The sequence below is a fragment of the Acinetobacter sp. MYb10 genome, from assembly GCF_002980175.2.
Lineage (GTDB): Bacteria > Pseudomonadota > Gammaproteobacteria > Pseudomonadales > Moraxellaceae > Acinetobacter > Acinetobacter guillouiae.
This window is the reverse complement of sequence record NZ_CP058272.1, coordinates 3,724,737-3,748,345: the sequence shown is the minus strand read 5'-3', so window position 1 is coordinate 3,748,345 and position 23,609 is coordinate 3,724,737. Positions and strand designations below refer to the sequence as shown.

General features: G+C 38.2%; 22 protein-coding genes. 3 read left to right on the top strand and 19 right to left on the bottom strand.

Annotated elements, in window-relative coordinates; genetic code table 11:
• Positions 1-54: 54 nt before the first annotated feature.
• From CQZ96_RS17620 to CQZ96_RS17600, 5 genes are all read right to left on the bottom strand, one after another.
• Positions 55-873, bottom strand: coding sequence for a class I SAM-dependent methyltransferase (locus tag CQZ96_RS17620; RefSeq protein ID WP_105714325.1), 819 nt, complete (start codon positions 871-873; stop codon positions 55-57).
• Complete coding sequence (locus CQZ96_RS17615) at positions 867-1,691, bottom strand: undecaprenyl-diphosphate phosphatase (protein ID WP_105714326.1); 825 nt, start codon at positions 1,689-1,691, stop codon at positions 867-869. The genes CQZ96_RS17620 and CQZ96_RS17615 overlap by 7 nt, the downstream gene beginning before the upstream one ends.
• A gap of 32 nt (positions 1,692-1,723) precedes the next feature.
• A complete protein-coding gene (tsaB, locus tag CQZ96_RS17610; RefSeq protein ID WP_105714327.1) occupies positions 1,724-2,389 on the bottom strand; it encodes a tRNA (adenosine(37)-N6)-threonylcarbamoyltransferase complex dimerization subunit type 1 TsaB in 666 nt (221 codons plus the stop codon).
• 169 nt (positions 2,390-2,558) lie between these two features.
• The gene (locus tag CQZ96_RS17605) at positions 2,559-3,092 is read right to left on the bottom strand and encodes a gamma carbonic anhydrase family protein (protein ID WP_105714328.1); all 534 of its coding nucleotides are present in this window, start codon (positions 3,090-3,092) and stop codon (positions 2,559-2,561) included.
• A 59-nt stretch (positions 3,093-3,151) separates the two neighbouring features.
• Positions 3,152-3,766: a CoA pyrophosphatase gene (locus CQZ96_RS17600; RefSeq protein ID WP_105714329.1), complete on the bottom strand. Its 615-nt coding sequence runs from the start codon at positions 3,764-3,766 to the stop codon at positions 3,152-3,154.
• Positions 3,767-3,891: 125 nt separating this feature from the next.
• Here CQZ96_RS17600 and CQZ96_RS17595 point away from each other — a divergent pair, with 125 nt between their 5' ends.
• Complete coding sequence (locus tag CQZ96_RS17595) at positions 3,892-4,440, top strand: NUDIX hydrolase (RefSeq protein WP_034613876.1); 549 nt, start codon at positions 3,892-3,894, stop codon at positions 4,438-4,440.
• A gap of 104 nt (positions 4,441-4,544) precedes the next feature.
• On the opposite strand, the gene CQZ96_RS17590 is transcribed toward CQZ96_RS17595, so the two are convergent.
• From CQZ96_RS17590 to CQZ96_RS17565, 6 genes are all read right to left on the bottom strand, one after another.
• The gene (locus CQZ96_RS17590; RefSeq protein ID WP_105714330.1) at positions 4,545-6,491 is read right to left on the bottom strand and encodes a hypothetical protein; all 1,947 of its coding nucleotides are present in this window, start codon (positions 6,489-6,491) and stop codon (positions 4,545-4,547) included.
• Positions 6,492-6,501: 10 nt separating this feature from the next.
• Entirely contained in the window at positions 6,502-7,791 is a 1,290-nt protein-coding gene (gene filE, locus CQZ96_RS17585; protein ID WP_105714331.1) for a putative pilus assembly protein FilE, read from the bottom strand.
• On the bottom strand, positions 7,791-9,455 hold the full coding sequence (locus tag CQZ96_RS17580; RefSeq protein ID WP_105714332.1) for an OmpP1/FadL family transporter: 1,665 nt from the start codon (positions 9,453-9,455) through the stop codon (positions 7,791-7,793). Before CQZ96_RS17580 ends, filE begins: the two co-directional genes overlap by 1 nt.
• A gap of 13 nt (positions 9,456-9,468) precedes the next feature.
• The gene (locus CQZ96_RS17575; protein WP_105714333.1) at positions 9,469-10,707 is read right to left on the bottom strand and encodes a hypothetical protein; all 1,239 of its coding nucleotides are present in this window, start codon (positions 10,705-10,707) and stop codon (positions 9,469-9,471) included.
• Between the two features lie 54 nt (positions 10,708-10,761).
• A complete protein-coding gene (locus tag CQZ96_RS17570) occupies positions 10,762-11,595 on the bottom strand; it encodes a C39 family peptidase (RefSeq protein ID WP_056515639.1) in 834 nt (277 codons plus the stop codon).
• Between the two features lie 207 nt (positions 11,596-11,802).
• Positions 11,803-12,711 (bottom strand): DUF6160 family protein, encoded by a 909-nt coding sequence (locus CQZ96_RS17565; RefSeq protein ID WP_105714372.1) that lies wholly within the window; start codon positions 12,709-12,711, stop codon positions 11,803-11,805.
• A 264-nt stretch (positions 12,712-12,975) separates the two neighbouring features.
• Here CQZ96_RS17565 and CQZ96_RS17560 point away from each other — a divergent pair, with 264 nt between their 5' ends.
• Entirely contained in the window at positions 12,976-14,319 is a 1,344-nt protein-coding gene (locus CQZ96_RS17560; RefSeq protein ID WP_105714334.1) for an anthranilate synthase component I family protein, read from the top strand.
• On the opposite strand, the gene hisC is transcribed toward CQZ96_RS17560, so the two are convergent.
• The 8 genes from hisC to CQZ96_RS17520 form a co-directional block, all read right to left on the bottom strand.
• Positions 14,316-15,413, bottom strand: coding sequence for a histidinol-phosphate transaminase (gene hisC, locus CQZ96_RS17555; protein WP_105714335.1), 1,098 nt, complete (start codon positions 15,411-15,413; stop codon positions 14,316-14,318). The two genes, CQZ96_RS17560 and hisC, sit on opposite strands and share 4 nt — an antisense overlap.
• Before the next feature lie 175 nt (positions 15,414-15,588).
• Entirely contained in the window at positions 15,589-16,890 is a 1,302-nt protein-coding gene (hisD, locus tag CQZ96_RS17550; RefSeq protein ID WP_081401076.1) for a histidinol dehydrogenase, read from the bottom strand.
• 128 nt (positions 16,891-17,018) lie between these two features.
• A complete protein-coding gene (locus CQZ96_RS17545) occupies positions 17,019-17,681 on the bottom strand; it encodes a DUF4272 domain-containing protein (RefSeq protein ID WP_105714336.1) in 663 nt (220 codons plus the stop codon).
• A 102-nt stretch (positions 17,682-17,783) separates the two neighbouring features.
• Complete coding sequence (hisG, locus tag CQZ96_RS17540) at positions 17,784-18,479, bottom strand: ATP phosphoribosyltransferase (RefSeq protein WP_056515646.1); 696 nt, start codon at positions 18,477-18,479, stop codon at positions 17,784-17,786.
• Positions 18,480-18,483: 4 nt separating this feature from the next.
• Positions 18,484-19,743, bottom strand: coding sequence for a UDP-N-acetylglucosamine 1-carboxyvinyltransferase (murA, locus tag CQZ96_RS17535; RefSeq protein ID WP_004817645.1), 1,260 nt, complete (start codon positions 19,741-19,743; stop codon positions 18,484-18,486).
• 6 nt (positions 19,744-19,749) lie between these two features.
• Positions 19,750-20,001, bottom strand: coding sequence for a BolA family iron metabolism protein IbaG (gene ibaG, locus CQZ96_RS17530; RefSeq protein ID WP_004723729.1), 252 nt, complete (start codon positions 19,999-20,001; stop codon positions 19,750-19,752).
• 135 nt (positions 20,002-20,136) lie between these two features.
• On the bottom strand, positions 20,137-20,478 hold the full coding sequence (gene hpf / locus CQZ96_RS17525; RefSeq protein ID WP_004723731.1) for a ribosome hibernation-promoting factor, HPF/YfiA family: 342 nt from the start codon (positions 20,476-20,478) through the stop codon (positions 20,137-20,139).
• Between the two features lie 179 nt (positions 20,479-20,657).
• Positions 20,658-22,106 (bottom strand): RNA polymerase factor sigma-54, encoded by a 1,449-nt coding sequence (locus CQZ96_RS17520; protein WP_105714373.1) that lies wholly within the window; start codon positions 22,104-22,106, stop codon positions 20,658-20,660.
• Between the two features lie 522 nt (positions 22,107-22,628).
• Between CQZ96_RS17520 and CQZ96_RS17515 the strand changes: the two genes are divergently transcribed.
• Positions 22,629-23,540, top strand: a complete 912-nt coding sequence (locus CQZ96_RS17515) for an amino acid ABC transporter substrate-binding protein (protein ID WP_105714337.1) — start codon at positions 22,629-22,631, stop codon at positions 23,538-23,540.
• Positions 23,541-23,609: the final 69 nt, after the last annotated feature.

Genomic DNA, 23,609 nt, shown 5'->3' with positions numbered 1-23,609 from the left:
TGTTTGATTTAACTATATATCAATAATTCGACTATTATTGAAACAGTTACCAAATTACTCAATAAGATTGCTGTTAAAATAGGCATCAAAACGACAAGCATCACCTTGCCATTGATGATCGGTTGCCTGATCATTTAAAAATACAGCCAGTCTAGGACGTTTTACCACAACTCGCTTGGCAATTTGCCGTGCTAAGACTAAAAGATGATCGCCTAAATCCATTTCACCATCTTCAGGTAAAAGCATGTGTAATAGCTGCATTTGCTTTTTCACTTGCGCCTGTTTTTTAATGGCTTGCTGATTTTGATCCCGTTGCGGAAACATCGGATCTAAATAAACAACATCGACAGTTTGGTGCGTGATGATCAATTGTTGTAAATATTCAGCTGAATCAGAAAAAACCAAATCAATACGCTCAACAACTTTGGCTAAAAATGGATCATTTTCCAATTGTTTTTTTGAATCTTCCAATAGGGTAAATAAAATTGGATGACGTTCGATCAGCGTTACTTTCGCCCCTAAGTGTGCCATCAATAATGTGTCATGTCCTAGACCAGCAGTTGCATCAATTAAGTTTGGTTTTTCTGAAATATTACATGCCCGTGCAATCATTTCAGATTTTAAACTCGCACGTTTTAAACGTGGAATCTCCGCTTTCCAATCAGGTTGCATTTTCATGCCATTGGCACACAGACTTAACCCTTGTTCATCAACACACAAGGCAAGTTCAGGGTTCAGTCTTAAAAACCGCGCATTGAGTTTTTCAATTGTTGCAATGTTTACCACGACACCACGTAAAGAAAGCACAGTTTGGTAGGACTGTGCTTTCTCAAAAAATGTGGACTCAGTAAATAAGCGAATTTCGCTTACCATAATTTCCAACCTGTTAATGCAAACAATAAAATCAACAAACCTGAAGCAATACGATACCAAGCAAAGACCATGAAATCACGCTTAGAAACATAAGCCACCAAAATACGGATCAAAATTAAAGCAGAAACAAAAGAAACGATAAGACCTACAAAAAACACGGTCCAATCTTGTGTTGTTTCATAAATATGATAATTTTTAAAAAGATCTAATAAGCCCGCACCAACAATGACTGGTATACCGAGGAAGAACGAAAATTCTGTTGCAGCCTTACGCGATACGCCCAGCATCATGCCGCCAATAATGGTAGCACCTGAACGTGAAGTCCCTGGAATAAGCGCCAATACCTGAATTAAACCAATATAAATCGCTTCTTTAATCGAGATATTTTCCACTTCCACCGCATTGACTTTTGGTGGATTTTTTTCAACCCACCAAATGATTAAACCACCGACGATTAAACCAATCGCCACAGAAATATCATTAAACAACAGCTCTTTTACGATATCACCAAAAGTTAAGCCAACTAGCATAATTGGAATTGAAGCTGCAATAATACTGATCCCAAGATGACGCCCTTTCGGTTCACCTGAAAACAAACCAATTGCTGCACCCCAAAGCTTGCCCCAATACTCATAAATCACCGCAGCGATTGCGCCCATTTGAATAGCAACGACAAATAAGTCACTTTTTTCTTTGGTCCAGAAATTCATTAATTCAGATGCAAGAATTAAATGCCCTGTACTTGAGATAGGTAAGAATTCGGTAATACCTTCAACAATACCCATAATGGCTGCTTTGAGTAGCAGTAAAAGATCCATTGTGAAATCCTAAAAATTAAAGCGAAAAACGATTATGGTTTACCTTGTTCTGGAATTTTCTTCCATGCATTATCACGTAAATACACAGGTAAAGCTTGTTCTGCACTCAACCATTGCTTTTGCAGTGCATTTTGACGCGCAATTGTGGCGATATCATTAGCGGAAGCAGTAATCTGTTGAAATGCAATTGCCTCTACATTCACCAAAGCTGAACCTGAACCGATCAAGGTATATTTTTGATATTCTGCAGCGTGTTGATAGTCTAATAATTTTTCTTCGTCTACAAGTTGCATAATGTTATTTTGGTCAAGCTTAAAACTTGCCATATAAACTTCTTGCATACGTGCATCTAAAACTGCGGTGACTTCAGTCAATTGGGCTTGCTGATAAGCAGCTTGCGCCAACGCTTGCAAGGTTGAAACTGGAATCACAGGAATATCATTTGCCCAGGCTAAAGCTTGAGTTACTGCGGCATTGATACGTACACCACTAAATGAACCCGGCCCACGGCTAAATGCAATTGCAGTCAAGTCTTTACTGGAGATTTGATTTTGCTCAAAACCTTGCTCAATCATCGGCAAAATGGTTTGAGTTTGTGCTTTTGCTCGCGTATCAAGTTGAAAATAGAGTGTTTGAGTTTCATCAACAATCGAAACGGAACACTGCTCATTGGCAGTTTCCAATGCCAGCAATTTCATGCACAACCTTACTGTGTTAAAAATGCTGCCTATGATACTCCACTCATTTCAATAGCGCGAGGGCTTAGAGTTAAAGCCAGTCAGATAAAATCCATTAGATCAAAATCATCTGCAAAAAATGCCAAGACATTGTTCTTGGCATTTAAGTGATAATTTTAAAACCACGACTTTAATCAAATTTAAATTCTTCTAAATCAATAAAATTCTTGTAATGAGACGCATAGTGCAAAGCACTAATTTTTAATAAATTCTCTGCATTCTCATCCAAAGTTCGCACGACTTTACCCGGTGAACCCACCACCAAGGAATTATCAGGAATAACTTTACCTTCTGGAATCAAACTATTTGCACCGATGATACAATTTTTACCAATCACAGCATGATTTAAAATCACGGCGTTAATACCAATTAGACTGTTATCGCCTATCGTACAACCATGTAACATGGCTTGATGCCCAATGGTTACATAATCGCCAACGGTTAATTCAATCCCTGTATCTGTATGTAAAACGGCATTTTCTTGAACATTACTAAAATTCCCAATATGAATTTTGGCATTGTCAGCACGAATGACTGCACCAAACCAGACACTAACTTGTTGCCCCAGTTCGACCTGACCAATCACCGTCGCATTATCCGCAATCCAACCATCAAAAGGTGCATGCAACGCTTTTGGCACAAAACCTTTAAATTTATACATCATGGTATTACATTCCTTTGAGATATTTTAAGAGCATTGGTTTTGATCATAGCTTTTCAGCATTATTTTTTATTGAATATCTGTGATTTAAAAGATGGCGAGTTCAATAAAAACGGCCAGTTTTTTTGATAATCCAAACCATATTTAAATAACGAAATCAGAATTCTGGCGGTTAGCCCCCAAATGATTTCGTTTTCAATTCTTAGGCTGGGAAAATATACCGATTGATGTGCCAAACGCACCTCATAAGGAATAGGCTGTGATTCCATCATTTTTTTAATCGGTGCATAAAATATACGATCAATTTCACTCGGCTGAGCAATCAACTGAATATCTGGAGGAATTAATCCAACTACAGGTTTTACTGTCAATCCACTTTTCGCCCGTTCCATGGGTAAATCACCAATCAGCTTGACATCAAAGGGATTGAGTGCGGTTTCTTCCCATGCCTCTCGCAAAGCCACAACGATATTACTGGTATCATTTGGGTCACGCTTTCCACCTGGAAAAGAAACCTCTCCTGCATGATTTGATAAATAAGCAGAACGTCTGGTCAGTAAAATTTTAGGATCAGCTTCTTGAGTAATTGCAATGAGCACTGCGGCATTGGCGGCATAAGTTCTTTTGCCAAAACGTAATCGATTTTGCAATACTTGGGTTAGCTCATCATCCTTCATTGATCTCACTCTATCTTTTTTGTTCTCGTTCTATCATATAGGAAATTTTATCGATAAGGCTATAAATGATGCGAAAGTAGAATTTTTCAGTTATGCTGAGTTATCTCACATTTTTAATGAAGCTTATGAGTTTTTGCAGTGCTTGTGGTCATCCAACCATAGAAAAAATTCCTTTAGGTGATCAAAAAATCCGTAAAGTTTGTACACACTGCGGCACCATTCATTATGTTAACCCTAAAGTGATTTGTGGTGCTTTGGCGATCTGGGAAAATAAAGTTTTACTTTGTCGTCGTGCAATAGAACCACGCTATGGACTATGGACCTTACCTGCTGGTTATATGGAACTTTTTGAAACCATGGAACAAGGTGCAGCACGCGAAACACGTGAAGAATCAGAAGCTGAGGTTGAGATTGAACAGCTTTACTGCATGTATAATATTCCACGTATTGGACAAGTTTATGTTTTATTTAAAACACAAATAAAAGATGGTGTATTTGGTGCAGGTGAAGAAACCATTGAAAGTCGTTTATTTGAAGAGCATGAGATTCCTTGGAACGATTTAGCTTTTCCAAGTGTAGAACGCACGTTAAGACATTATTTTGAAGACCGAAAAACCAATACATTTCCAATGCATCTTGAAACATTGGGTACCCGATTAGATCAGACAGGATAATCGCAAATAGATATTGCTTCGAGCAATGGTTGAGCATTAAAAATATGAGTACAAAAAACCTCAATTCAAGCGATTTGAATTGAGGTTTTTTAAATTAACATAAATTACTTGGTTTTAATGGTATAACACTGCGGTAAGCTTACAGTTAAAGTCCCTGATAAACGCTTCGCTAACTCTTTCTGTTCAGGTGTAATCTTATCCTTGTTGGCCTCTATATTGTTATAAATTGACTGATAAACTGCATGTAAATTCACCCATGTTGCAGTAATCGTTTTATCCCCATCCCAACTGGTAATATTGACACCACTGGTGGTATTTTGCTCATTGATTAATCTCTGAAGGTTTAAACGTATACCGCCAGAAGAAACCGAAGCATTAGCTAATTCATCATTAGATGAACCACTGGTTGGCGTAATGATTAATGTTTCATTTAAACCGGCTAATGCACCATCAAGATTACTAAATACAGGATTGGCTAAAATCATACGGAGTGTAATTGACTTTTCAACATTGCCATTAATATAGGCTGTACCTGTGGTACCAATACGATATTGTTGTACACCCGTTTCTTTGTCAATATAAGTGCTTGGATCTACATCAGCACATGTATCTGAACTTAAAGAACTATTTTTACCTAAATTGGTACGAATATCTCCATTTTCATCAATCACAATACCAAGTGTTTGCGTATTTGGATTAACTTCTTTGTTGTCAAAGGTAAATGTAATATTCGCATAAAGTGGGAAGTAATATTTTTCACCAGTTTTCACTGTATTTTTGGTCAGAAAAACTTTTCGATCTAAATAATTGGCGGGATTGGTTTTATAGATATCAATTCCACCAGAAAGCTGATCCCCATTTAAAGTTTGACGCCATTTCCCATATACCGTTGGATCTGTCGGTGCTGCTGTTGCGCCTGTTGTTCGCTTATACATATATTCAGTACCAGCAACATTGGTATTGTTCAGCAAAGCACCCTGAAAAATCTCAAGTTTATCCATTGAGCTTTGATCTTTTTTAAATACAAGCGGAGAGGTAATTTTACGGGTTAATGGGTTGATCCAACCTTGTTGACCATTTACATTGAGTTTTTGTGGAACAACCTGATTAAGCAATAAAAACTTTAACAGAGAGTCAGCAATTGTACTGCCTTCTACTTTTTGAGGTACACCTACCCATTGCATTGCATAGCCTGAGGTATAACCTTGACGATCAGTGACTAAATACATATTGGCAATAGATTCATTCTTGGTACTTAATTCACTTTTACCAGTAAAGCCCTGAATATCAACATTTGCACCACTGAAAATAAGGAAGTTTGTCGAATAAATATTAACCAACGACTGTTGAACCAAGCGTTGCGCCGTCGCGACTGCCGAAGCTTGATCGACCGCTTCAATATTGACCCACGGTTTTAATTTCTCAACATAACTGCCATTAATAAAATCAGCCACCCCAATATCCGCATTGACTGTTTTTAAATTATTTTTAATATTATCTGTTAACTCAATCGGTTGAATATCTCCAACCTGATTAGCATCTTGCTCCAACCCAATCGCTTGGAAAACGCGAACCAACCCAACCATCACCTTGAATGTATCATCACTCATGGTCATACTGGTTGGTTCTTTACCCGTCATGGCACTTGCAATATCAATCAAACCGATTGCAGCAGGTTGACCTCGAATTTTCAAAGGACGAATTTTTGCCAAGTCAACGTCGCCTAAAACAATTTTTCTTTCCGATTGAGAGCCTTTTATATAAAATTTTGCTTTATCACCAATTAAACAGCCACCAAGTGCTAAACCACCTTCTAGTTTAGTCACATAATGATTTCTGGTATCTGTACTACAATCAAAATTTAAACCATCTACAGGATAGTCAACATAAAAACCTAAACATTTTTCTGTGGAATCTGCATCACAACCATTTGAATAGGTCGGAATACCTTTATATGGGTCTTCATTGACTGTCGCACTTTCACCACCACATCCTGCAAGCGCTAAGCCTAAACTCGTTAAAACCAAAGGGGCGAATAATCTTTTTTTCATATCTTCATCCTTACTGAATTACACTCAGCTTAATTTGTCCATGATTTGTTAATTGTTTATTTTCAACATCTAATGCTGAGGATAGTGGTGTTAAAAATAGATATACAGCCTGATCAGGTTTTCTTAAAACGCCTTCCATAGCCGCATATTGTAAATTATTGTCGTGGGATTCTTCATTTTTAAAACCGCTCACACCTTCGAGGACACAGCCTTGTCCATCTAAAAATACCACTAAAGGCCAATAATAACTTTGAAGCTTTGAAGAGGATGCATACGATGTTAATAAAATATTTTGCACTTGAGAATCTAGTTTCACCACTTCATAAGCAAAGGTCTCTTTGATTGGAGCAACTGGCCATAAACCAACTTCTTGATTTTTTATGGATAAATCTTTTGCTTTGATTATTTTTTTACCAGAAAAGCACGCTTGTTCTAAATTATGAACAACTTCATCTTTAGGTAAACGAAAGTAGGTTGAAGATAAAACAACTGGCTTTTTTTCTTTCGATTCTGAATTTCCGCGAATACTATTTAAAAGGCTCGCACTTAAGCCTTTTTGCCGCTCAATGGTTTCATAACGTCCATGCACAGCGCCGATCTCTGGTGTCATATAAAATCTTTTTTTACCTTCTAAATTGAATTCTCGATCTTCTAAATACTCATTATTGACATATTTTTCACCATCAATAACCGTAAAATACTGATCCTCTATCGTTTGAGCACTTTTCGGCACAATTTCTTTATTGGTCTTGACTGTATTCTGGTCTGCTGGCGTTATTTTCTCTAGTTTCTCAACCTTATTGGTTTGTTGAGTAATATCCGCAAGCTGCTGTGGAGGTTTTTCCACAACAAGCTGAGGTACTATCATCTGTGACGCTAATGGTAAAGGCTGATCTTGTATCTGAACAGGGCTTTGAGCTTTAGCTTTATGCTCCATTAAAGCAGATTGACGCGCAGGCTGAGCAGTAATAACCGCTGATGGCGTATTTTTAGGCACACTCTCTTTTTGACTTTGTTTAACTATGGCTGGAGCTTCTATTACTGGTACATTAGGCTTGGCGGCTTGAGTCTCTTGTCTTTGTTGAGTTTGTTGTATTGACTTAACTTCTTGTACTGGTTTATTTTTTTGCTTTACATCTACTTTTGGAGCTGCTTCAGGTTTCTGAACAATCATTGGATGTCCATCAGGGCCAATAATTGTATAAAAATTGGCAGCATAAGAAATTGATGTGGCTAGACTAAAAGCTAATCCTAGCCACAAAGAGGTTACGACTGTTTTTTTATCAACGTTCAAAAGCATTACCATCTCGTTCTGTAGTTAAGCCCTAGAATTGTAACTTTTGTATTGGTTTTTACATTTAAACCAGCATATGGGTTTAATAGAACGTTATCTACCCCTGTTTTATTCGCCATATCACTGGTGTTTGCAGGGATGTTATCTCGGCTACGCAAGAAACCGATTGATAAATCAATATCAGTATCTTCATCAAAACGATAACCTAAACCTAAACCAAATAATTGTGCATTGTTGATCGGCACCATGGTATTACGTTTATTATCTGGAATCGCACTGGCACGAGGCTCATAACCTGCACGAAGCTTTAAACGATCGTTTGCTGAATACTCAACACCAACTCCCCAGCTCCACGGTGATTGAAAGCCTAACGGTAAAGCCAATGAAGTATTTGTGACTTGATTGGATAATAATTTGGCTATTCTTAATGCTGAAATTTGTCGGTCAAACTCAAACTGAAATTTTTCCCATGCTTTAAAGTCGGTCCAACCCACATCAAAGTTTATCTGTAAATCAGGTAAAACCTTATATTTTATACCGGTTTGGAAATGGGCGGGATATTCCAAATCCATTGAAATTAAACCTGATTCAGTTGGCGGGATAGAGCCTGGAAAATCTAAAATTGCCGCAAGAATTTGTCCTGTTGCTGAAGAGTTCAAGCCTTTTATAAGCTCTCGCGGCGCATTGGCATTATCGATAAAATATTTACCTTTCATACGCATTTTAGCTGAGCTTTGATACACCATACCAAAACCGAAATTTTCCGTAGGTTCCCACATTAAACCTAAGTTATAACTTGGACTTAAACTCTGCTCAAGGCCAACTTGCATTTTGCCAAATTGACCAAACGGATTCATGCCTTCATCTGCATTACAAATACCAAATAATATGAGATCCGTAATCACATTCGAGTTATTTCGGAAAGGCCCACAAACCGACTCATCGATTAATCGTAGAACACCAATCATTTCATTTGGAAATCTTAGATCGGTTTTTAATGCCATTGCGTTGTATGACATCCCGATCGAAGCACCAATGGACAATTCATCATTGACTTGGTATGCAATAGATGGAGACAAATAGGTTATACGTTCAATGGCAACTTGTTGTCCCATATAGTTACCAGGGTTACCATCTTCTGAGCCAAAACCTGCCACCATGGGTGCATATACTGCAGTTGCATAGGTCAATTTTGAGCCTGGTGGATTATAGGAAATCCCCCCCGTTGGCGCTAAAACTGGCCAGCCAGGTCCCAAATCCACGATCTTTTTTAGAATAGGTACATATAAACTTGCGTACTCTACATCGCCACGCACTGAGTCTTTATAATCTGTACAAAGACCCGAAGGATTATCTGGTGCATCATTACAAATCAGTGGATCATCAGAATAACCAAATACGTTATAGCCAGGTGGAGCAGAAAACTCACGTTGTATATCAAAGTTTGCAACAATCCCTTGTACGTCAGTTTGTAAGCCTTTGAGTTTAGTTAATGCTGCTGGATTAAAATGAATCGCACTAATCCCAGGCGGATCTGCAGTCACTGCATTCCCCATGGTTAGTGAACGTATATCTACCGATAGGTTGAGTCCTAACGCCGCAAATACTTGAGTTGAGCACCCTGTTAATAAAATCGCTGTAACTAATGGGCGCAAACGTATGTTTTTCATACTTTACACTTCCTTAGTTCGCTTTCTTCTTACCAAAGCCTAAAATATCCAATGGGAAAGATAAGCCGAGTGAAATATCTGGTGAGTCTTCAGTTAAGCCGATCCCCAAGGTACCATTGACGATGGTATCTGGATTGACACGTACCCCTAAAGCAATTGAAAACATCCCGCTGGATTGATCAGCTGCTTTATATTTCTCTGGATTTTGATTCGTTGCCCCAGGATATGGCTTATATGTAAATGAAGTATTCATATTGAATGATTGTTGATATGACATGGTCATCGAAACATCATAGTTAAATGAATAAGCAAAACCAAAAGAGAAACCACCGGTCATACCTGGATCGAATTCTTCTAAAACTCGCTGACCAAGTTGTTGTCCACCTTGACCATTGGCATTACCCCCACCACGGACTTGATTCAAGCCTGTTTCTTTGAATCCATAATTGGCAGAAACCGATGCAAACAGTACAACAGGGTCGATATATTTACGGGTACTTGCGCCAACACCTACAGAATAATAGCCTTTACCTGTTGAAAGGTCTTTTTCTGGGTTTATCTCATATGGACTATCACCTGTCTTGGTCGATAAGCTACCAAATAAAATAAGTGGTAAACGCCCTGCTTTCAGCGGGAAAGGTTCCCAACGTGCACCAAAGTTAATATCCCCTAGGCCCGCAGCCGTGGCATCTTTTAAGCTATCTGATTTGGCAATAAATGGAATAGATGCGGTAAAGGTTAAATTATCACGTATCCCGTACTGTGCAGTAAAAGTATTACTGATGGTATGGCTGGCATCCTCATCAACACGGAGTTGATAAGCTGTGCCTTCATTAATTCCTAAATTTAACTGCGAATCACGATAGTAGGAATAATCTAAATCATAAAAAGTGGAGAACTCACCCTTTTTGATTAAAGAGTATTGACGTTCATTGGATGTAAAAACTTCTTGTAAGTTGGTCTCTTGAGAAGCATCGCCTTCTTTCTTCTGTAATGCTTCTGCAGCTTGCGTGCCTGGTTTAGGTGCTAAAGATTTTGTTTCATCTTTATTAATTGTTACATCTTCTGTAACTTGCGCCACATTTGCAACTGGAGCTGTTTGATTGATGTTTGCAGAACTGGCATTGTCTGTACTCGTAGCCTGATCTGCTACTACATCCGCACTTGCCTCTGTTTCAGCTGCATATAAACTTCCAATCGCAAACTGAATACTCACTGCAAGTAAAGTCGGTTTCATCCACTGATTATTCATATTCTTCCTATTCCCAAGAATCCAATTCAATTATGTAATTTTTTAATCCATCTTCTACTTACGTTTATAATAGAGTCGCATATAAGATGTAATTGGCTGATTGTATGTCGCAGACTTGATATCTTGGTCAATCACCTTACGCATTGTTGAGCCCCTATCTGCTAATTTATTGGTATAATCGGTTGAATATTGCGCTTCAACTAAGGCATAACGGTTGATTGTCGCATCATCTACATGACGCATATCCGCATCTTGTAGAGCCAACAGGTTACGTTGTTGATCTTTTGGTGCATTGATCACAAATAAGGTGTTATTTTCCCAAATTTGCTTAAATCGTTCTTGATCAAAACTAATATTCCCCAAGGCTGGATCTGCCACATAAACACGCCCATCTTTATAAGCTTTAAATACAACAAAATGTTTAAAACCTGCATAAGAAATTGGCACAATCACTGGTTGATTTTGATTGATTAGATCTGTGAACTCGCCTCTATAGCCACCACTTTCATATCCAATTGCAGCAACAAAACGCTTCATATCCAGCAATGAAAAACTTCGTCGCTCAATAATGCGGTTATATTCTCCAAATCGTAATAAGCCTTCCATGGTTTGCTGTTCAGTTAAATTTGTCCCAACATAGCCATTTAACAGTGTTGTTAACGCAGCGGAACCACAGCTATAGTCATAGCCTTGACGTACAATGCCACGGAATTGATTTTCCAAGGCTGGTTTAACATGCACCATTTCACGATGATTACGTCCGAATGATTTTTCTCTAGAATCCGCAAGCTCAGTATAGTAAATCGCATCCTTTGGCTTGGGCTTCACATCTAAGGCGTGGTTGGCAAAATAATACATTAATGCCGAACCTAAAGTAATTTCTATCATAATTTTAACTATCAAGTGTCGGCAGTATTTTGCCTAAAGTGCTGATTTTATTTTTAGAGTGAACACTCTACGTCCCTGTGTTTATGAAGATAACGTTTTTTGAAAAAAAAAACAGTCTTTTTTTCAACTTTTGTCGCTTTTTACTCGGTTTTTTGTAAAAAAAAACGCATGCTTTGCATGCGTTTTTTCTGAAATTCAATTCTAGACTTAATGACCAGAAATCGTCAGTTTTACACCATTTGGCGTTGCTGAACCACCGTTATAGAATTTCATACCTGTAATCGCAACATCACCAATTGAAGCAGAACCTGTTCCAGTACCAGCAGTTCCAGGCGTACCTGGAACAAAGCCAGTACCACCACCCAATACAACTTTAGTTAGGTAAATATCTGTACCTGTTGTGCTTTTCATTGCAGTTACAGCCAAACCTTTCGTTGTAACAGCAACATCAGCATCTAAAGCCAAATTTTCAGAACCACTGTCAGTCACTTTAATACCACCCAATACGATATAACCACCACCCGCAGCAGAAGCATCTTTCAAGGCCAAGTTACTGATTGATAAACCACCAATCATCGAACCATTCAATTTAATCATTGCACCTTGAGGCGTATTACCCAATTGAATATTTGCAGTAGTCGCACCTACATTCACAGTCAAGCCACTTAAAATCTCAGCTGATCCAGCATCAGGTTTATATGCACCTGCTGAACCCGTGACATTGTTTACTTCAATTTTACCTAATTCGATTTTCAATGCACTAATTGCAGCTGCAACGTTTAAGAATGGTGTACCAGTAGCACCAGCGGTAGCACCACCGTCAGTATCAATAACCAAGTCTGCTAAGTTACCTGTACCTGTTTTAGTTACAACTACATTATTTAAAGTAATCGCACCTGCTTTACCTGTACCACCAGTCGTTGGATTTACTGCTAAACCATCACCATCAAAAACATGTAATTTTGCAATTTCAACTTTAGATGCATCGATACCAATACTGATACCATCCTGACCAGTTGTTGCACTTAGCGCTGCATCATCCATTGCTTGCATCGCCATTGCGTTTGAACTCATAGCCACTGCAGAAACTAAAGCAAGTTTAGTAAATAATTTCATAATCTGTACTCTCCCAAGAGCATTTTTTTTCATTTTTAACCACTCTCCATAGTTCCCTGTTGTTTTTAGTTGTTTTACAACTTAGAACACCAATCCATGAGTAGTCCGTTTTGCCCTTTTAAATTAACGGTATGTTACTTTTTGTTCAACTGCTGTTTATCAAAAACCCAATTAAACCGATAAACGGTAAACACTTTTATAAGTACTATTTTCAGGTAGAATAGTGCTTTATAAACCTTTTTCGCACTTGAGTTAATCCTCCCTATGTTTCGGAAGTTATTAGATTTTTCATCAAATAGCACTACAGATTTATTACACCGTATTGACTCATTATTCGGTTGTATCTATTTAAAAAACGCGGGTGACGATATTATTGCTTTTTCACCTGAACAATACTGTATCTCAATCCAACAAAAACTTTATCGTTATACAAGAAATCATTTTACCCATTATCAAAAAGATAAAAGCGATCTTCATTTAAATCACTTCTTTAACTTCACAGCCCAATCAGCCACGAAACAGCATAGTTTTCAGGGTGGATATATGGGTTTTATTGACTATAACTATGCCAGTCAGCAATATGTTGATGCTCAAACCAAATCTCAGCCTAATTTTTACATGGGTGTTTATAAAACATTTATCAAACGAGAAAATGAGCAATTCTTTTTTTATAGTTTAGAAGCCTGTGCAGAAGAGTTTTTCAACTTTATACAAGATTTATTAACCAGACCAGTCACACAAAATCAAAGCTTTAAACTTGTATCAAACTGTACTGCGACGTGGACAAAGCCACAATATGATCAAGCATTTACACAAGTCCAAGAATATATAAAAGCGGGTGATTGCTATCAAATTAATTTAACTCAGGAATTCACTGCAAAGGCACACGGTTCACTTTTAGATACCGCTGAAAAGTTTTGGAAACTCACAGATGCCCCATATTCGGGTTATTTAAAAATCAATGATTTTGAATTACTGAGTTGCTCACCTGAGTTATTTATTGATTTCGAAGCTGATCGTAAAATTATCACCAAACCCATAAAAGGGACAATGCCTCGTTATGATGATCCAACTTTAGATGCGCAATCAAAAAATGCTTTGATTCAATCTAAAAAAGATCAAGCAGAGAATGTCATGATTGTGGACTTATTACGCAATGATCTAAGTATCTATGCTGAAACTGGCTCAGTAAAAACCCCAAAACTGTTTAATATTGAATCTTTTAACCAAGTACATCATATGGTGAGTGAGGTGACTGCCATCCTAAAACCAGATGTCAATCCATTTGAGGTCTTATTTACAGCATTGCCAGGCGGTTCAATTACTGGTGCACCCAAAATTCGTGCGATGCAAATTATTGAAGAACTCGAAAGTGCACCAAGAGGCGCTTATTGCGGATCACTGGGCTATTTTAATTTTGATGGAACCGGTTCTTGGAACATTTTGATTCGTTCAATTCAAAAATATCAAGATGAAGTGTCATTATGGGCAGGTGGTGGAATCACCATCGCTTCAGATTGTGATGCAGAATATCAGGAATGTTTTGATAAAGTTGATGCCATGCTTGATTTACTCAATACATGGCATCAACCTCAACATGAATCCTAGACTAAAATCTCATGCTTTAATGTATCAACAAGGCGTTGGTTTTGTTCATCTGTACCAATAGTGATACGTAAGAATTGATCAATCCGTGGCTTATTAAAATATCGAACAATAATGCCACGTTCACGCAATGCTTTTGCCAGTTCACCAGCATCTTTTGAGGGTAAACACGCAAAAATAAAGTTGGCTGAAGATGGTAATACGTTAAACCCAAGCGCCGCTAAATCTGCCACCAGTTTGTCACGGCTCACAATGACTTTTTGACATTGTGCTACAAAGTATTCTTGATCTTCAAATGATGCGACAGCTGCAGCTATTGCAAAACGATCAATTGGATAGGAGTTAAAACTATTTTTAACAGCTTCCAATGCTGCAATCAAATGTGGCTGTGCAATTGCAAAACCAACGCGTAAACCTGCCAAAGAACGAGATTTTGAAGTCGTTTGGCAAACCACTAAGTTTTCGTATTTTTCAACCAGACTTACAGCTGACTCAGCACCAAAATCCACATATGCTTCATCAATCACAACCACCGAATCAGGATTGGCTTGCAAGACCTGTTCAATTGCCGACAGCCCCAATGCAATACTGGTTGGTGCGTTGGGGTTGGTAATGATAATCCCACCATTCGGCTGTTTATAATCAGCCACATCAATTTCAAAATCATCATTTAAAGGCAATATTTTAGTTTGGGTTGAAATTCCAAAAAACTGACTATAAACAGGATAAAAGCTATAGGTAATATCCGGATATAGAATCGGCTTATCTTGAACAAAAAATGCTTTAAAAATATGAGCTAAAACTTCATCTGACCCATTACCAACAAAAACATTTGCGACATCTACATGTTGTTGTTTCGCAATCGCTTGTTTGAGTGCCGATGCATCTGGATCTGGATAAAGTCGCAATACATCTGCTGAATCTATAAGTACAGACTGAACCGCTGCAACCACTTTTGGCGATGGTGGATATGGGTTTTCATTGGTATTCAGTTTTAATAAGTTTTGGATTTTAGGCTGCTCACCTGGGACATACGGTTCTAACTCACGTACTTCAGGGCTCCAAAAACGCATTTGCTCAGGGCTAATATTTGGCATTTTTATCTCGTATTTTTTCTCACTTGACTTACTTTATATAAGCGCTCTCACGCTAGGAGAGGGTTTGGGTATTTCAATAGAATCCCCAAACTAAGTCAGTTAAATTTTTATCCCCTCATCCTCACCTTCTCCCTCAGGGAGAAGGATTTTTTACGGATACTGGGCCATTGGTGAATTATTGATAACGATATCTTGCTGATCGGGCATGCGCATCTAAATTTTCTTGTTGTGCAAGAATATCTGCGGCCTTGGCAAGCGATTTTACCCCTTGCTCAGAACACATAATCAAACTTGAACGTTTTTGAAAATCATAAACACCTAAAGGTGATGAAAAGCGTGCTGTACCAGAAGTAGGTAGGACATGGTTAGGTCCCGCACAATAATCACCAATCGCTTCTGGTGTATAGCGCCCCATAAAGATTGCACCTGCATGGCGAATACTTTCTGACATCTGCTCAGCGTCATCTAAGCACAATTCCAAATGCTCAGGCGCAACTTGATTAATCAAATCAATGGCTTCTTGACGATCTTTAACCAAGACCAAAGCACCACGATTTGCAATCGAAGTTCGTGCAATTTCAGCTTTGGGTAGTGCAGCCAAATGTTCTTCAATGGCTTGCTCGACATCATTTAACAGCTGTTCATCAGGCGTAATAAAAATCGCTTGCGCCACCGTATCATGTTCAGCTTGTGACAAAACATCCATCGCCAACCATTTCGGGTCATTGTGACCTTCTGCATAAACCAAAATTTCAGAAGGCCCTGCAATCATGTCAATACCGACTTGACCAAAAACAGCCCGTTTTGCCGCAGCAACGAAACGGTTACCTGGTCCTGTAATTTTATCCACTGCTGGAATTGTTTCTGTTCCATAAGCCAGTGCGGCAACTGCTTGCGCACCGCCAATCGTAAACACACGACTTACACCTGCTAAATAAGCAGCTGCCAATACCAAAGGATTTAAATCACCATTTGGCGCAGGTACCACCATAATAATTTCTGCTACCCCAGCCACATGCGCGGGTAAAGCATTCATCAGCACAGAGGACGGATAAGAAGCTAAACCACCTGGAACGTAAATACCAACACGGTCTAAAGGGGTGACTTTTTGACCCAGGGTATTTCCTAATTCATCCACATAAGACCAACCGTCTTGTTTTTGAGCCTGATGGAATGAGCGAACACGATTGGCCGCCAATTCCAAAGCTTCACGTACTTCTACGGTTAACCCCTCAAATGCAACTTTAAGTTGTTCTTGTGTCAGTTCTAAATCTGAAAATTGATGCGCTGGATGTCGATCGAACTGTTGAGTGAGTTTAAGTACATGTGCATCACCATGTTGGCGTACATCTGCAATAATTTGGTCTACTGTTTTTAAAAGCTCAGGATCACTCACTGTTTCAAAAGCTAACAAGTCAGCAAAGACTTGTTTAAAGTTCTGCTCTTGAGTCGATAAACGTCGCATCAATTTACCCACAAGGTTGTTTAGGAAAGATTTAGTTTACCTTGTTTTGAGTATCTTGTGGGCAACATCACAGCAACATTTCAACTTACTTTAATAGGAAAGTTTGATTGCAAATCACTTTTGACACAGCAAACTTTTATTTAGGTGCTCACATCTGGGTGATCCCAATCACTATCTGTCTGAATCAGCCAGTTCAATGCACCATGCCGTTCCACAACAATAGATGAATTTAAATTTTCAGGTGCATCATGTTGCTTTAAACGCGCATTTACACATGCCCAATCATAACGATAAATTAAATCAGCCTGATCTAAAATTTCTTCGCTATCCCGCAACTGTACTTTAGCCATAAATTCTGCAAAGCTATCGCACGACGATACAGCCTGAATGGCAAAATCACAATCAACGATATCTGCTGGATAACTCAGCTCATCCACAATCCCCAAAGCCCATAACAATACCCAATAGGCTTCATATTTCCACACCATATTGATGATATCTTGTGCTGAAGCCTCACGCTTTAAAATTGCCTGTTCTTTCTCGGTTAAAGCATCTAGCACCTGCATTTTCTTCAAAATATCAAATACAAATAGCTGTGTTTCATCATCATATTGATCATTATTCAGATCACAAGCGACTTGAATCACCCATAAACAAGCAATCGCACGTTTTGCAATCTGTTCTGCACTGCGCGCTTGCACGTCTTCAGCAGCTTCGATCACAGGTAACCAGTCAATATAAGGAATTGAATACTTTTTAAGTTTTAAAATAGATTGTTCTTTGCGCTGTTCAGGTGTTTTCATAAACTCTTTTTTTTAAATCATGGATGGTTATTTTTTAACATAAATTGCATAAAAAAACCGCCTAAAATTAGACGGTATCTTTATCGATCAAACCTAAATGAATTAATTGTTCTTTTGACGTTCTTCTACTGCTTTTTCAAGCTGAGTAAGAATTGGATTTAATAAAGTTTGCTTACGCTTAAAGCTGGCTTTATTGACAATTAAACGCGAAGATACTTTACAGATTTCTTCCAAAGGCTCTAGACCATTGGCACGCAAAGTATTTCCGGTATCCACCACATCGACAATATAATCACCCAAACCAACCAATGGGGCTAATTCCATTGAGCCGTAAAGTTTAATCACATCAACTTGCTCACCTAAGCTTGCATAATATTGGCGAGTTAAATTTACATACTTGGTGGCAATTTTTAAACGTCCTTTAGGACGAACCATACCGACTTTACCAGCGGTCATTAATTTACAGTTGGCAATCTTTAAATCTAATGGTTCATAGACATTTTGAGCGCCATGTTCCATCAACACATCTTTACCCGCTACACCAATATCCGCGGCGCCATTCTCAACATACGTTGGCACATCAGAAGCACGCAAGATTAAAATACGAACGGATTTGTGTGTGGTTGGAAAAATTAACTTACGAGATTTATCAGGATCTTCCAATAAGTTAATTCCAGCAGTTTCAAGTAAAGGCAACGTTTCTTTTAAAATACGCCCTTTACTCAATGCCAAAGTTAAACCATGATCAAAATTGCCCATTACGTCAAAGTTAGGATCATCGTTTCTCATATCGCTCATTAACTTACTCGCTCACTCGCTTAATTTGGGCACCTAGACCTTGTAACTTTGCTTCGATATCTTCATAACCACGATCAATATGATAAATACGATCGATGATGGTTTCCCCTTCAGCAGCTAAAGCAGCCAAAACTAAAGAAAACGAAGCACGTAGGTCAGTTGCCATAACAGGTGCAGCAGATAATTTTTCCACACCTGTCACAACAGCATCATTACCTTCAACCTGAATATTTGCGCCCATACGAGCTAACTCAGGTACATGCATAAAACGATTTTCAAAAATCGTTTCAGAAATTGTTGCAAAACCACGTCCAATGGCATTTACCGCCATGATCTGTGCTTGCATATCCGTTGGGAATTCTGGATGTGGCAAGGTACGGAAGCTGACAGCCTTCGGACGTTTCCCCAGCATATCCAATTCGATCCAGTCTTCACCGCGTGTGACTTCTGCACCCATTTCTTCAAATTTATCTAAAACAGATTCAAGAAGATTTGGGTCAGTATGTGTGGTTTTTACCTTACCGCCCGTAATTGCTGCCGCGGCCAAATATGAACCGGTTTCAATACGGTCAGCAACCACTGAATATTCACAGCCATGGAGACTTTCAACACCAGTGACCACTAAGGTATCTGTGTCTAAACCTTCAATTTTTGCACCCATTTTAATAAGCATTAGTGCAAGGTCTGTAATTTCAGGTTCGCGCGCAGCATTACGAATTGTTGTAACACCCTCTGCCAATACTGCAGCAGTTAAAATATTTTCGGTTCCACCTACAGTCACCATATCGAAGATGACTTCACCGCCTTTTAAACGGCCATCCACTTTGGCGTGAACATAACCTGCTTCGACCTCAATCTGTGCACCCAAAGCTTCTAAGGCTTTTAAATGCTGATCAACAGGGCGTGAACCAATTGCACAACCACCAGGAAGTGAAACTTTTGCACTACCATAGCGCGCCAACAGTGGCCCGAGCACCAAAATAGATGCACGCATGGTTTTAACCAGTTCATAAGGTGCAAACTGATTATCCAGTGTAGAGGTATCCGCGATAACCGTTTCGCCCTCATAACTCATGGTGATACCTAAACCACCAATCAGCTTAACTAAAGTACGAACGTCTTTTAGATCTGGAACATTTTTTAATGTAATCGGTGTATCTGCAAGAATCATTGCAGCCAATAAAGGTAAAGCCGCATTTTTCGCACCAGAAATACGAACTTCACCTTCGAGTTTTACACCACCTTGAATGACAAATTTATCCATTGACGCTTAAGCTCCAAACATACTGGCTTTGCGCCATTCTTCTTTAGTCATTGCACGAATAGTTACCGCATGTACCTCACCACTGGCAATATAAGAATTAAGTGGCGCGTAAACAGCTTGTTGACGAGGAACAGGACGTTTCCCTTCAAACTGATTGTCGACAATACGGAGGTCAAATTTACCTGCTTGTCCACTGACAGCAACTTCAGCATCAGGAAAAGCTGCTTTTAAGATTTCAGTGAGCTGTTCACTATTCATTGCATCGACCTCTTATAGGACTGACAGTGTAAAAACCGGATATTTTACTATAACTCACCGAAATAATTCATTAACTTGTACAAAAAATATAGATAAAAAAAAGAGGTCTTTTCAACCTCTTTTAAAATATCAATTTTATGTCGCTAAAATTTCCATTGGTTGATAATCCAACTGCATTTTCCGATGCTTATCTAATTGCCTTTTTAATTTATCTGTCAATTTTGTAATCGCATTATACATATCATCAGCGCTCGCTTGGGCGAAAAGCTCTATACCCGGCAAACGAACAATTGCCTCAGCAATATGATTTGCACTGCCTTTTTTTGATCTTTTATCCAATTGATGATCTTTACTCAGCTTGACCTGCATACTATTGACCTGATCAATATGCTTGGTCATCTGGGTAAATCGATCTCGAATATTTTCTTCTATTGCTGGTGTAATACTTAAGTGATGTCCACGGATTGTAATTTGCATAGCTTTATCCCTCTCCTTATATAGGAATATGAAAGTCATAACCCAAACGATCTCATGACAGCATTCACCAAGGAAGAAACTGTGCTCAATATCATGCAATCATTTAAGTTACTCCAAAAGACAAAAAGCGATTCATTATTTCGTCATAATGAACAATTAGAATAGCCACACTTTAAAATTTAGATCAACACTTTTCGGTCAGATGAAGACGGAATATGTAACGATTCACGATATTTTGCGACTGTCCGTCGTGCCACATCAATCCCCTCTTCTTTTAATAAATTGGCAATTGTATTGTCTGACAACGGCTTACGCGGGTTTTCATCTGCAACAAGCTTTTTGATTTTTGCTCGAATGGCCGTCGACGATGCTTCTCCTCCAGAAGTGGTTCCAACGTGACTCGAAAAGAAATATTTCAGCTCAAATAGACCACGAGGTGTCAGTAAAAACTTATTGGTGGTGACGCGGGAAACTGTTGACTCATGTAATTCCACTTCTTCTGCAACATCTCGCAAAACCAAAGGTTTCATTCCTTCAGCACCGATTTCTAAAAACTCACGTTGATGTTGCACAATGCAACTTGCAACTTTTAATAAAGTTTTGTGACGTTCATCGACACTTTTAATAAAGTTTTTTGCTTCAAGCATTTGATTGCGTAAATATTGATTATCATCACTTTGATCAGCACGTTTAATCATGCCTGAATAAAATGAGTTAATTCGAAGTTTTGGTAAAATATCTGGGTTCAGTTGAACATACCAATGGTCATTTTTCTTGGACACCACCACATCTGGAATTTGATAATCTGATTCTTTTTGCTCAAATTCAGCACCCGGATAAGGTTTAAGGGTTTTCAATAAATCAATTGCTGACTTTAATAACTCAGCATTTAAACCCGTTTGCTTAATCAGTTTATTTAAGTCATTACTGACCAAAAGCTCATAATGTTTCAACAACATCAGCGCTTCTTTCCTAAACAGTGTGGTGGTAGCTAAAGCCTCAATTTGCACAAAAAGACATTCTGCAAGACTACGAGCACCAATACCAATCGGTTCTAAGCGTTGAATATGTTTTAAAACAACCAGAACTTCATCCTCTTCAACTTCAATGTCATAATCCATTTGTTGTAGTAGATGCTGTACTGAGCTAACAATTTCTTCAATATCGGCAGCCAAAAATCCTTTTTCATCTAAAGCATCGACAATGCAATACGCAATCAATTTATCCACTGGAGAAAAATGCAATAAATTGACTTGCCCCAACATATGTTCTTTTAATGATGCTTCTGAATGACGATTATCTTCACGATCTTCAAATTCTGGGCGCTCCATTGCAGTTGATTGATGGGTATAGACATCATCCCAATCTGTATCTACAGGCAGTTCATCAGGTAAGTGGTTGGCATTTAAAGAATCTGAAAGCTCATATTCTTGTTGTTCTTGTTTTACATTTTCAGGGCTTTCATGTGTCTCTTCTTCAACTTTTTCAAGCAAAGGATTACTATCAAGTTGAATTTGAATTTCTTTCTCAAGCTCCAAACTCGATAATTGCAGTAATCGAATGGCTTGTTGCAGTTGTGGCGTAAGCGACAACGAATTTGCAACTTTTAATCCAACCGATAACTTCATACCCATAATTCCCACACTGTATTATTTCATTTCATCTTATGTGAATAAGCAATGCAAAATTCATGCCTACTGATTTTTATATCACAGGAAAGGGATTAGGACCAGTAAAAAAAATGAATACCTTACATAAAAATGTTTGTTATTTATCAATTAAAGATAAATTTTAATTATGTCGTTTTTTTATTCAATTCTTTAAAAAGACCTTCGATCCAGATCTGTTGAAATAGTCATCAATTATATAAATAGAGATTTAAAACCTATAAGCAAAAATAAATGGCTTTAGGGCTATTTATTTCAAAATATTTAAATAAAATAGGTTCCACTTTGTGAGACCAGTCACATTTCTAGTTTGTGAAATTTATTATTTTTATCCTTTACTTATTGGAATAGTGAGTATAAAAATAATGATATAAAGAAATATGATGAATCGTAGTTTCAAGGAAAAGGTTTGGCACGATAACTGCTTAATTTTAGAAACGAGCGGCTTAAACTGCCAAAAAAATCATGTAATGGAGAACTCAAATGACACTATCTACAAAAACACTATCAAAAAAAGTTTTAACCACAGCGCTTGGTATACTTATGGCTGGCGGTGCTTTTTCACAGGTTCAAGCAGCAGATACATTAGCAAAGATCAAACAATCAGGGAAAGTGATCATTGGTTACCGTGAGTCATCTGATCCGATTTCTTATGTGATTGGTGGTAAACCAATGGGATACGCTGTTGATATTTGTAATAACTTTGCCAATGAGCTGAAAAAAACGCTCAAGATGCCAAATCTTAAAGTTGAATATAAAGCAGTTACCTCTTCTACGCGTATTCCAGAAATGTTGGCAGGCAATATCGATATGGAGTGCGGTACGACAACAAACTCTATTCAACGCCAACAACAGGTAAGCTTCTCAACCAACTATTATGCAACAGAAGTACGCATGGCAGTTAAAGCCAGTGCACCAATTAAAACAATTGCAGATTTAAATGGTAAAGCAGTTGTGACCACCCAAGGGACTACATCTGACAAATACATCAAAATGGGTGAGAAAGGCGAAAAAGTCAACGTAAACAACGTCTACGGTAAAGACCACTCAGACTCATTTGCCATGGTCGCTTCTGGTCGTGCTGCAGCATTTGTGATGGATGACAATATTCTTGCAGGTTTAATTGCAAAATCTTCAAATCCAAAAGACTTTAAAATTGTAGGTCCAGTACTTTCTTCTGAACCATATGGCATTATGTTACCGAAAGGCGATGCAGCATATAAAGCAATCGCAGATAAAACAGTAACAACAATGTGGAAAAATGGTCAAATGGCGGCGCTATATAAAAAATGGTTCCAATCACCAATCGCACCTAAAAATGTCAATTTAAATATGCCAATGAGCTCATCATATTTAAAGCTTAAAGCTAATCCTACTGATGCTGGTATTAACTAATAACGTAGTTTAAAACAACGGTTTATAGATCAGATTCGATTTAAAGTCTGGTCTATAAATTTTTATAAA

What these genes read in the sequence shown, in the direction of transcription:
- hisC (WP_105714335.1), bottom strand. Translation starts at nt 15,413, where the DNA reads ATGCCAAATATTAGCCCTGAGCAAATGCGTTTTTGGAGCCCTGAAGTA.
- CQZ96_RS17515 (WP_105714337.1), top strand. Translation starts at nt 22,629, where the DNA reads ATGACACTATCTACAAAAACACTATCAAAAAAAGTTTTAACCACAGCG.
- filE (WP_105714331.1), bottom strand. Translation starts at nt 7,791, where the DNA reads ATGCTTTTGAACGTTGATAAAAAAACAGTCGTAACCTCTTTGTGGCTA.
- CQZ96_RS17570 (WP_056515639.1), bottom strand. Translation starts at nt 11,595, where the DNA reads ATGATAGAAATTACTTTAGGTTCGGCATTAATGTATTATTTTGCCAAC.
- CQZ96_RS17560 (WP_105714334.1), top strand. Translation starts at nt 12,976, where the DNA reads ATGTTTCGGAAGTTATTAGATTTTTCATCAAATAGCACTACAGATTTA.
- CQZ96_RS17615 (WP_105714326.1), bottom strand. Translation starts at nt 1,691, where the DNA reads ATGGATCTTTTACTGCTACTCAAAGCAGCCATTATGGGTATTGTTGAA.
- murA (WP_004817645.1), bottom strand. Translation starts at nt 19,743, where the DNA reads ATGGATAAATTTGTCATTCAAGGTGGTGTAAAACTCGAAGGTGAAGTT.
- hpf (WP_004723731.1), bottom strand. Translation starts at nt 20,478, where the DNA reads ATGCAAATTACAATCCGTGGACATCACTTAAGTATTACACCAGCAATA.
- tsaB (WP_105714327.1), bottom strand. Translation starts at nt 2,389, where the DNA reads ATGAAATTGCTGGCATTGGAAACTGCCAATGAGCAGTGTTCCGTTTCG.
- hisG (WP_056515646.1), bottom strand. Translation starts at nt 18,479, where the DNA reads ATGAGCGATATGAGAAACGATGATCCTAACTTTGACGTAATGGGCAAT.
- ibaG (WP_004723729.1), bottom strand. Translation starts at nt 20,001, where the DNA reads ATGAATAGTGAACAGCTCACTGAAATCTTAAAAGCAGCTTTTCCTGAT.
- CQZ96_RS17595 (WP_034613876.1), top strand. Translation starts at nt 3,892, where the DNA reads ATGAGTTTTTGCAGTGCTTGTGGTCATCCAACCATAGAAAAAATTCCT.
- CQZ96_RS17575 (WP_105714333.1), bottom strand. Translation starts at nt 10,707, where the DNA reads ATGAATAATCAGTGGATGAAACCGACTTTACTTGCAGTGAGTATTCAG.
- CQZ96_RS17605 (WP_105714328.1), bottom strand. Translation starts at nt 3,092, where the DNA reads ATGATGTATAAATTTAAAGGTTTTGTGCCAAAAGCGTTGCATGCACCT.
- CQZ96_RS17590 (WP_105714330.1), bottom strand. Translation starts at nt 6,491, where the DNA reads ATGAAAAAAAGATTATTCGCCCCTTTGGTTTTAACGAGTTTAGGCTTA.
- CQZ96_RS17580 (WP_105714332.1), bottom strand. Translation starts at nt 9,455, where the DNA reads ATGAAAAACATACGTTTGCGCCCATTAGTTACAGCGATTTTATTAACA.
- CQZ96_RS17600 (WP_105714329.1), bottom strand. Translation starts at nt 3,766, where the DNA reads ATGAAGGATGATGAGCTAACCCAAGTATTGCAAAATCGATTACGTTTT.
- CQZ96_RS17520 (WP_105714373.1), bottom strand. Translation starts at nt 22,106, where the DNA reads ATGAAGTTATCGGTTGGATTAAAAGTTGCAAATTCGTTGTCGCTTACG.
- CQZ96_RS17620 (WP_105714325.1), bottom strand. Translation starts at nt 873, where the DNA reads ATGGTAAGCGAAATTCGCTTATTTACTGAGTCCACATTTTTTGAGAAA.
- CQZ96_RS17565 (WP_105714372.1), bottom strand. Translation starts at nt 12,711, where the DNA reads ATGAAATTATTTACTAAACTTGCTTTAGTTTCTGCAGTGGCTATGAGT.
- CQZ96_RS17545 (WP_105714336.1), bottom strand. Translation starts at nt 17,681, where the DNA reads ATGAAAACACCTGAACAGCGCAAAGAACAATCTATTTTAAAACTTAAA.